General features: G+C 66.2%; 3 protein-coding genes. 2 read left to right on the top strand and 1 reads right to left on the bottom strand.

Translation table 11 applies throughout. The annotated features are described in order from the left end of the window. Positions 1-602 precede the first annotated feature (602 nt). Positions 603-1,256 carry a response regulator gene (locus tag AC5RW2_RS40675; RefSeq protein ID WP_494032781.1) on the top strand — a complete coding sequence of 218 codons (654 nt, stop codon included), beginning with the start codon at positions 603-605 and terminating at the stop codon, positions 1,254-1,256. Between the two features lie 131 nt (positions 1,257-1,387). On the opposite strand, the gene AC5RW2_RS40680 is transcribed toward AC5RW2_RS40675, so the two are convergent. Beyond that, complete coding sequence (locus AC5RW2_RS40680) at positions 1,388-3,556, bottom strand: beta-glucosidase family protein (RefSeq protein ID WP_494032780.1); 2,169 nt, start codon at positions 3,554-3,556, stop codon at positions 1,388-1,390. A gap of 272 nt (positions 3,557-3,828) precedes the next feature. On the opposite strand from AC5RW2_RS40680, the gene AC5RW2_RS40685 reads away from it, so the two are divergent. Beyond that, the coding region (locus AC5RW2_RS40685) for a metallophosphoesterase N-terminal domain-containing protein (protein WP_494075271.1) at positions 3,829-4,446 on the top strand (618 nt) is incomplete at its 3' end.

Below are 4,446 nucleotides of genomic sequence, written 5' to 3' on the forward strand. Positions count from 1 at the left end.
GGCTCGCCGCCGTTCCGATAATCTGTCTGGTCTTCTTCTGCATGGTCTTCTCCGAATCATGGTTTTCGAAGTGCCGATCGGCACCCCTTCGGGTTCGCGGATCTTCTCGCTGCAGCCGTTGACGGTTGGAGTATGAGCGGCAAATGCAGCGCTAATTCATTCCCGATCCGTAAACCGCAGGCATTTTGTCATTTCCCCTTGGGAAAACGTTAGAGAATAATGTCTTTCATCAATTTCGGATCATTGCAGATCCTTCACCGCGTCAGCGGCTTAAGATTAATTACGTAGGGTAATTCGTTATCCCGTTGGTTACGCGCACCGAATCATGGTCCGGTGTGCGCTGAGTCTTCCATCGGAAGGCTGAAGTTGACGATTTCCTTCGATCGGGGCCTTGCGGGCTCCCTCCCGCGGAACTCTGGCTAGATCCGAAACCGGAAAGAGGCAGCACAAACGTCCGCGCCTAAGCAGTGCCGGTCGTCAGCTGATCCGTCCATGCTGAGGGCCCTCTGTACACTTCACCGCCAGACTCCCGGCCGCACCCCATCACGCGACCGAGCAGCACAGTCCCTGCGGGATGGGTTGGGGCGCATAGGAGGAACATCATGGCCATAGACGGCCCTGGCCAGTGCACGAGCGTGCTGGTCGTGGAGGACCATACGACATTCGCTGAGCTGCTGACCGGGGCCCTGGAGCGGGAACCGGACCTGGCCAGCCTCGGGTACGCCACAAGCGCGGCGGCCGGTGTGGCCATGTTCCAGCAGGCACGGCCGGAGGTGGTGGTGATGGACTACCACCTGCCGGACGGAGACGGTCTGGCCGCAGCCGAACAGATCCTGGCCCAGGCACCGGATACACGCATCATCATGCTCACCGCCGACCCCTCCACCGACGTCCTCCAACAAGCCGCCGCCCTGGGCATCTGCGCATTCCTGCCCAAGGACGGCTCGCTGGCCACCCTGCTGCAGACCCTGCGCCAGGCCACACCCGACAACATGATCGTCCCTCCGGCGCTGCTGGCCAGCCTGACCCGCCGGCAGCAAGCGGGCCCGCCGGCAGCGCTAACCCAGCGGGAAATGGACGTGCTGCGCCTGATGGCCGCCGGCCACGATGTGCGCACCAACGCCCACACCCTGGGCATTTCCACCAGCACCTGCCGCGGCTACACCAAATCCATCCTGGCCAAACTCGGCGCGCACTCCCAGCTCGAAGCAGTCGTCACCGCCACCCGGCAGGGCCTGCTGAACCGTCAGCCATAGCATCGGACGCCAACCACGGCACCGGTGGACCAGCGATTATTTCCCTCGGCCGTTCTACAGTGCCGCGGTCCCGTGTGGCCGGACCCGCCTGGCAACGGCGACGCTCACCTTGAGCACCGCCGTTACCGGCCCTACCGAATAGTCACCGCCGCCGTCAGCGGCGTATTCTCGCTCGAGGTGCCCACGTAGACCGTGTACTCCCCCGGCAGCACGACGAAGCCGTGGGCTCCGTCCGACCACACCGCCAGCGGGTGGTTGGTCGCGTCCGGGTCGATGACCACGCTGACCCGCTCCGACGCACCCGGCTCCAACCGGACCTTCCGGAAGCCGACCAGGCGCTTCGGCGGTTCGTGCGCCGCCTCGGGGAACCCCAGGTAGACCTGGGCCACTTCCGCGCCGGCCACCTGCCCCGTGTTGGCGAGGGTGAACTCCACTGTCAGCGGCGCCGTCCCGTCGGTCTCCGCCGGACTGACGGCCAGGTCGGACACCTCAAAGGTGGTGAAGGACAGCCCGTACCCGAACGGGAACAGCGGCGCGATGCCCTGGGCCTGGTACCAGCGGTAGCCCATCTGCAGGCCCTCGCTGTAGCGGATTACCGGATAGCCGGCGCCTTCGTCGGTGCCGGGGTAGCGCTCGGGGTGCCCGGCAAAGGGGGTGTCCTCCCAGCTTCGCGGGTAGGTGGTGGGCAGCTTGCCGGACGGATTGACGACGCCGAAGAGCAGGTCCGCCACCACGTGGCCGTCCTCCGCCCCCTGGTTCCAGGTCTCCAGCACGGCCGGGACGGCATCGATCCACGGCATGAGGATCGGGTTGCCGTCCTTGAGCACGACGACGGTCCTCGCGTTGACCGGCCCCACCTCGGCGATCATCCGGTTCTGGTCGTGCAGCATGTTGGCATCCGGCTGGTCGGCGCCCTCGGTGGCCACCAGCCCGGCCATGATGACGACGACGTCGGCAGCTGCCGCCGCAGCCTTGGCTTCGTCCAGGTTGGACAGGTCGTTGGCGACGGTGACCTTGGTGAGGGTGGCCGAGGAGCCCAGGGAGTCCAGCACGTCCTGCATGCCTTCGATGGGCCGCACAGTATAGAGCGGGTCGACCTTCGAGCTGCCGCCTCCGCCCAGGCAGGCCTCGTCCACGTAGGTCGCCTGACCGATGACGGCAATGCTGGTGACCTTCGGATCCAGAGGGAGGAGGCCGCCGTCGTTCTTTAACAGCACGGCAATCTCCTGGCCGATCCGGCGCGACACCGCGCCGTGGGCCTTTGCGTCGATCTCCCCGGGAGCGTAGGGCCGCTCGAACTGACCGAAGCGGAACATCTGCGTGTACCGGCGCACCAGGGCGCGGTCCACCGTCTCAATCTCCAGGCTCGTGTCGGACAGCGCCGCCTTGACGTTGGCCTCGTTGAGCCACTTGGCGTCCGGCATCTCGTGGTCCAGGCCGGCGTTGATCGCCGGGGCGGCCGAGCGGCAGGACCAGAAGTCGGACTGCACGTACCCCTCGAACCCCCACTCCTCCCGCAGGATCGTGTGCAGCAGGTAACGGTTCTCCGTGGCATAGGTCCCGCGGACCCGGTTGTACGCGCTCATGACCGCGGCGATCTTCGCATCCTTGACCAGCATCTCGAACGGCAACAGGTACAGCTCACGCAGCGTCCGCTCGTCCACCTCGACGTTGGCCCGGAAGCGCTCGTACTCCTGGTCGTTGACCACGTAGTGCTTGGCCATGGCAATGACGTCGTGCTCCTGGATGGCCTTGGCCACCTCCACGCCCATCACGCCGCTCAGATAGGGGTCCTCGGAGAAGTACTCGAAGTTCCGGCCCGCCGTCGGGAGCCGGTGCAGGCAGACACCGGGGCCCTCCAGGACGTGCTGCCCCAGCGTGGCGGTCTCCCGGCCGATGATCGTGCCGTACTCATGCGCCAGCGACGGGTCGAACCCGGCGGCCAGGCCGATCGTCATCGGCAGCGCCGTGGCCGGCGGGCTTGGCGTGCCGTCCCCCATGCCCACACCTACGGGCCCGTTGGTGATGCGGAACCGCGGGATCCCGAGCTCCTCGATGCCGGTGACATGACGCTCCACCCGGATCTGGGCGGCGAGCTGCTCCATCTCCTCCGCGGTAGCCTCACCCATGCTCGCCGTGAGGCCGTAGATGTCGATGGTCTCCATCGCGCCGTGCAGCTGCGCGATCTTCTGCTCCAGCGTCATGGCGGCAACAAGCGACTGGGCCCGTTCCCGCGGGGACCGCGAGCCGTCCATCCACGGACGATCAGTAATGGCGGACGTGGTGGCATCGCCGGTCATGACAATCTCCTTCGAAGCTGCTTCTGAATCCGATTGGGCACCTGCCTGCGAGTCTTTCACAGCCTGCCGGGGACCACCACCGCTTCCACAGGTACGACGGCGGCGGATCGCCTTTTGGTAGCGACCAGCTTGTTACGAACACGTCCAGTCCCCGTTGGCTTTTGGTGGTTAACTGTTTACCCAGCTTTGGAACAGTGACGGAGGCTGGCCGGAAGGGCCAGCCGACATCACTCGACCGGAGGTTCTTCGTGCACTCGATTACCAGACCGTCCATGAGATGCTCTGCCCGCCCCGTTGCCCTGACCGCCAGTACCCTGGCCATCATCGCCGCCGGAGCGCTGCTTTCCCCCGCCGCCACTGCTGCTCCCGCCGCTCCCGCCGCTCCCGGCAACGCTCCCGCCGCTGCTGCAACCGGCACCGACTGGGCCTCGACGGCCTACCGCGGAAATGTCCAGGTCGTCGAAGGACCCAACGAGGACCAGCAGGTCATCGACGGCACCGCGTTCGTCGACGCAGACCAGGACTCCGTGCAGGACAGTAACGAGCGCGGCCTGGCCGGCGTGACCGTGTCCAACGGCCGCGATGTCACCACCACGGACAGCCAGGGCCGCTACGAACTGCCGGCGTTCGACAACATGACCGTCTTCGTCACCCAGCCCCGCGGCTACCAGGTGCCGGTCGATGAGGACAACGTCGCCCAGTTCTTCTACCACCACCTGCCGGAGGGCTCACCGGAACTGCGCCACGGCGGCATCGCCCCCACCGGCGCGCTGCCGGATGCGGTGAACTTCCCGCTGGCCAAGAGCAAGCTGACCCAGTCGCCTGAGCAGCACTGTGTGATCGGCGGCGACATCCAGACCTACACCCAGGACGAGGTGGAGCACGCCCGC

The organism is Arthrobacter sp. B0316-1-20 (genome assembly GCF_059091865.1).